The sequence below is a fragment of the Gammaproteobacteria bacterium genome, assembly GCA_013697705.1.
GTDB lineage: Bacteria > Pseudomonadota > Gammaproteobacteria > UBA6002 > UBA6002 > UBA6002.
Window position 1 is genome coordinate 1 of record JACCWJ010000047.1, and the last position, 4,845, is coordinate 4,845.

The 4,845-nt window shown below is 40.4% G+C and carries 6 protein-coding genes; all 6 read left to right on the plus strand.

Annotated elements, in window-relative coordinates:
• A partial coding sequence (locus H0U71_09020) for a hypothetical protein (GenBank protein MBA2655186.1) occupies positions 1 to 972 on the plus strand: 972 nt, incomplete at its 5' end.
• A 2-nt stretch (positions 973 to 974) separates the two neighbouring features.
• On the plus strand, positions 975 to 1,250 hold the full coding sequence (locus H0U71_09025) for a hypothetical protein (GenBank protein ID MBA2655187.1): 276 nt from the start codon (positions 975 to 977) through the stop codon (positions 1,248 to 1,250).
• Between the two features lie 274 nt (positions 1,251 to 1,524).
• Entirely contained in the window at positions 1,525 to 1,878 is a 354-nt protein-coding gene (locus H0U71_09030) for a hypothetical protein (GenBank protein MBA2655188.1), read from the plus strand.
• Between the two features lie 307 nt (positions 1,879 to 2,185).
• Positions 2,186 to 2,554: a hypothetical protein gene (locus tag H0U71_09035; protein ID MBA2655189.1), complete on the plus strand. Its 369-nt coding sequence runs from the start codon at positions 2,186 to 2,188 to the stop codon at positions 2,552 to 2,554.
• A gap of 157 nt (positions 2,555 to 2,711) precedes the next feature.
• Positions 2,712 to 2,966, plus strand: a complete 255-nt coding sequence (locus tag H0U71_09040) for a hypothetical protein (protein ID MBA2655190.1) — start codon at positions 2,712 to 2,714, stop codon at positions 2,964 to 2,966.
• A 340-nt stretch (positions 2,967 to 3,306) separates the two neighbouring features.
• On the plus strand, positions 3,307 to 4,845 hold a 1,539-nt coding region (locus H0U71_09045; GenBank protein ID MBA2655191.1), incomplete at its 3' end, for a hypothetical protein.

Genomic DNA, 4,845 nt, shown 5'->3' on the forward strand with positions numbered 1-4,845 from the left:
AACTGGGGGAATATAAATGATGTATTTGAGCCTGGCTGGGAAAGAAATGCGGCAGTGGAGTTTAATAATTCCATTTATCCGAAGGATCCAAAGCTGCCGAATGAAGGGAATTTAATGCAGCGGTATCAGGCGGCGCCGAGTAGGTCGAGGGAGCGGTGGCACCAGGAAAATGCTTCTACTGGATCAGATAATAAAAATTTCTATCAGAAGGTTGGGGGGAAGATATGGGGAGATGTCAGCTCGCCTTTTAAAGCGCTTTGGAATGATCCGCTTGGTGTATTGAAGTCTGCCAGTATAGCAACCAATCCGTTAGACCCCTTTATGAGTTTAGCCGATTTGGTAACGCAGGGGACCATAAATACAGGCCAGGAATTTAGAAATGGAGATACTGTCACGCGTACCGCAATGATCATCGAATTTGGTGGAGCAGTTGCAGGAAATGCTATTGGAGGAACTTTAAGATTTTTCAGAAACCAAAATATAGGTCAGAATGGAGCTATGCTTGACCTAGCAATTGATGATAGTTTAAGAAATATTGCTGCTTCGAATATTCGAAAAGCAAGAAATATTCTAATTGATGCTGGTTTATCACCAAGTCAACGTCGACAAATTATAAAATCTTTTGATGCAGAGACGTTTAGAGTAGAAACAGTGAGTTCTTTCCGGCAAGAGTATCGCATATTTGATGACAGTAAGGCGAAATTAGAAGGGAGGTATGTGTCACCAAATTTTACTGCTAATCAAACTGATAGAATTATACAGTTTGCATTACCTCAAAATTCAGCTACAAGACTTGGCGTTGTGGATATTCCTGAGGGCTCGAATGTTTTTACAGGAAGAATTGCTCAACAGTTAAAATTAAATCCGGGCTTAAGAGGCGGGGAAATGCAAACTTTTTTATTAGGTCCACTAGACCAATTTAAGTTCAATGAGATAATGGTGCCAAAAAATATCATTAATCTAGGATATTAATTATGAATGTAAAAAAATTAGAACTAATCAATAGGACAAATCAATATATAAATGAGCTTAAAAGTCATTCTCCTCAAATAGAAACTCTCGAATGGTATTTGATTAATAATCTTGAAGAATATTTAAATTCCATAAAAAAAGCAAATTCAGGAATTGAGATTGAAAAGGCTTCTAAAATATTAGATAGGTTTTGTTTGGAAAGTATGGATTGGGACACGACAATTTTTAAAAAATGTTCTGAACTAACTAAATTTGGATTAAAGTTATCTAAGGTATGAAAATCTGACGTAATAGTGATACGAATCAGCTCCATAAAAAGGATCGGGAAAAGGAGCTCAAAATGTATCAGATAAATATTAAAATGACAGAATCTGGAGAAATAAGGTTTGCTGCGGAACGAGCAGGTAGGTCAAAGGGTTACCAACGAATGTCTTTTGAAATAGGTGTTTATGGACGGACAAACAAAGTTGTGTAAACTGCTTTTGATGATACAAATACGCTGGTTCGTCAAGGACCGGGGGCATCTAAAAATAACTGATATGATGTGAAAAAATGGAATTGACCGACTTAATAAAAATTTTGCATGGTGATATTTCTCATATCGATACCGTTGATGAAAGTGATATGGGCTTGTACAGTATGCGAGTAATTGTTACCCCAGTGGAAGTTAAAAAGATTTTGCTGGCTTATTTATCTGGCGAGTTGAGCGCTAATGATTTGACTAATTGGGCGGGATTTTTATGCATTCGGACAGAATACGTTTCGCCTAGACATGAGTCTAACCCTGATTATTACGAGGATATGTGGTATGTAGTGCAATGCTTATCCACGCCTGAAATCGATGGTGAAGTGAGTGAAAAACAAGTTAAGTTATATCTTTCAGAGCTTGATAAATATTTTAAATAAAATTGTCTAAGTCTGGGCAACATCCTGCTAAAAAAGCTAACCCCTAAATTTCTTTCCAGAGCAAATAAAAAAATTATTGGCAACATTAGGCGGTGGATGGATAAAGTCACCGTCAAGTTAATGGAAGATGGTGAGGTTAGATTATTTGCAGAGCGTTCTGGTGTAGTAAATGGTTATCAAAGAATGTCTTATGGTTAGATACATCTGGCAACTACAATAAGATAGTTCAAATAGCTTTCGATGATGCCAACTCTCTGGTTCATCAAAGGCCAGGCGTGTCTAAAAACAACTTATACGATGTGAAAATATGGAAAAACAGAATTTAATAGATATTTTAAATGGCGATATTGACCTTATCGGTACGGTCAATGAAAGAGATATAGCATTATATGATATGGAAGTAATTTTCTACCCAAAACATGTTAAAAAAATGTTAACGGCATATTTGAATAAAAAAATTAGTGCAGAAGACTTAACAAATTGGGCGGGCTTTATTTGCATTAGAGGTGAGTATTGTTCGCCAAACTATTTGGACGATGAAGAGGCTGATTATTATGAAGATATGTTTTATGTAGTTCAGCGGTTGTCTACGCCTGAGATTGATGGTGACGTAAATGAGGCTAGGGTCAAATCTTACCTGACCGAGCTTGATAAATACCCTGACAACCCTGCTTAATATTTTATTCGGCTTTCCGGGAGAGAGAGGACCCCCAACAGCATTTATAATAGAATTGAAAGCCCGGCGTTGCGTGCCAATTCAAATGTTACTAAAGTAATATTTTCTCCAGAACTGGAATATATGAATGTTTTTGCAAGACCTTGAGGAGACAAATATGTTAAGAAAAATTAATGAAGGAGGGGTTGAAAGTGAGAATGGTTTTTCTATCCAAATCGTTGGGCCCGAACTACTCGAATATAAAGAGAAAAACAAAATAATTAAGATTGACATAACTTATGACCCAAAGAAAAGAAAAATATATATATGTGCGTCTAACATTGATGAATTAAGTAAAAATGAAAAAATACAGATGATCCGTAATATTAAAAAAGCGATAAAACTTTTAAAAGGCAACTTTGAAGTGGTTTGATAGTGAAGTAACGAAGGGTCACATCAGCGTATGGGGAAGGCGTAGTCTCAGGTGTACTCGCCCCTTTATATGCGATGGATTATGCAATGAATGATCTTACCGCTGTTGCGATGGGATTAGCTATGAATTTTTTAATAGGATACCTCCACAAGATCGTATCACTAAAATTACTTCCCCGGCGGGTCGTGATCAATTTTTTGGTTATAACGAACTTAATATCGGCAACTATGAGGCGGATGCTAATCGCGCGTATCGTAAGAACTACGATGTCACAGGCTTTCTGGTGGCTTATTTTCATCCGCTCGGCGGAATCACGATTCTGACCAAGGATCGTAATGATATGATCCTGCACATCACGTATCCTGATGGCACGGCGCTGATCTATACGCGCAACTTTTTTGGCCTCGAGCTGACCCACACAGATTTAAGCCACGCTGAATACACGAGTAATTACAATTATGCTGCGCAGTTGACGAGTCGCGTAGGAAAAGGCGGGGATCACGGTCAAAAGTTATACGTCTTTCGCACGAGTAGCAATACCGATAATGGCCCAGAGTGGCATATCAGCACCGTCGCCGGGGCCGTGCCTAACTTAATAGTAACGCGCCGCTATCTTGCCGGTCGCTTAATGAGTGAACAGTCCAATGATAGCACGACGAGTTATGGTCATGATGCCGAAGGTCGATTACTTCAGCGCATCTTAACCATCCAAGATGAGACGTTACAAAGCAGCATTCACACGCAACATAATTATGTAGATCTGCAAGGCCGCGACATTATGTTAACGGATAACAACCTGAAGTTAACACCCGGCTATGATCTTAACGGTAATCGCGTGCACCTAAACAGCTTATTAACGATCGATAGACATCCCTGGATTGCGAAAGAAAGCTGGAACACTTTTTCTAAAACGGATAACGAGTTAATTAGCGGTGGCACGGTGGTGAACGGGTTTGTGACAGTAGGGGAAGGCTATGCATTTAGTTATGCAAATGGCCTGCGTCACACTGAGTCCCACAACAACATTACCTCCACGCTGGGCTACGATAAGGATAAATTATTAACGACTGTTACGCGTCCTGATGGCACATTAACGCGCACATTTAATACCTCTTATGATTTAACCCGAATCACGACGAGTAATAATGAGCAATATGATTTTAAGTATGATAGGAATGGCTGGAGTATCGGTCAGAATTATTATAAGGATACCAACCTGGTCACGCAGGTGGATATCCAGGTGTCCAAGCGCGGACTCCCGGTGAGTCAGCAAACCCAAAATTATGTTAAATCGAATTCGGATAATAACAATGCGCGTGATCAAACCTTAATTGTTGATAGAGTGGATTATCTGAACGCACTGTTCGATGAACCCGAAGTTAAGCAGGTATCGGGCACACGCACTGTTAATCCATTAAAGAGAAAGGGCACGCCGCTTAACGCAACTACTGTGTATCACAATGCCGATGGCAGCGCCGGCGCCATCACGGGCCAGCAAGATGAAACCGATCCGAAAGCCAAATACCCGACCTTGGTAACCTTCCAGAGTACGGCTTCGAAATCGATCTTTACTAAGAATATTTATAAAGGCTTCGGAGACCCCGATGGTTTAACGTTTGAAGGCACAGAGAGCCATTTTCTAAGTCCGAAAGATCAAAACCTGGGCGTCTTTAATGCCACCACCGGCGCGGCGGACTTAAGTTTAGTGCGCAGAGCCGTGACCGATTTCGGCGGCATTGAAGTGGGTAATGCCAGTAAGTGGCGCGGCAAAGAAAGCGATTTCACGCCGATGTTAGACCCGGCGGGTCCCTATGTCGAAGAGCGTCACTTAAGTCCGAAGCAACAAATGCAAGCGATGGGGGATAATTTTCGCCATCCG

What these genes read in the sequence shown, in the direction of transcription:
- H0U71_09025 (MBA2655187.1), top strand. Translation starts at nt 975, where the DNA reads ATGAATGTAAAAAAATTAGAACTAATCAATAGGACAAATCAATATATA.
- H0U71_09040 (MBA2655190.1), top strand. Translation starts at nt 2,712, where the DNA reads ATGTTAAGAAAAATTAATGAAGGAGGGGTTGAAAGTGAGAATGGTTTT.
- H0U71_09035 (MBA2655189.1), top strand. Translation starts at nt 2,186, where the DNA reads ATGGAAAAACAGAATTTAATAGATATTTTAAATGGCGATATTGACCTT.
- H0U71_09030 (MBA2655188.1), top strand. Translation starts at nt 1,525, where the DNA reads ATGGAATTGACCGACTTAATAAAAATTTTGCATGGTGATATTTCTCAT.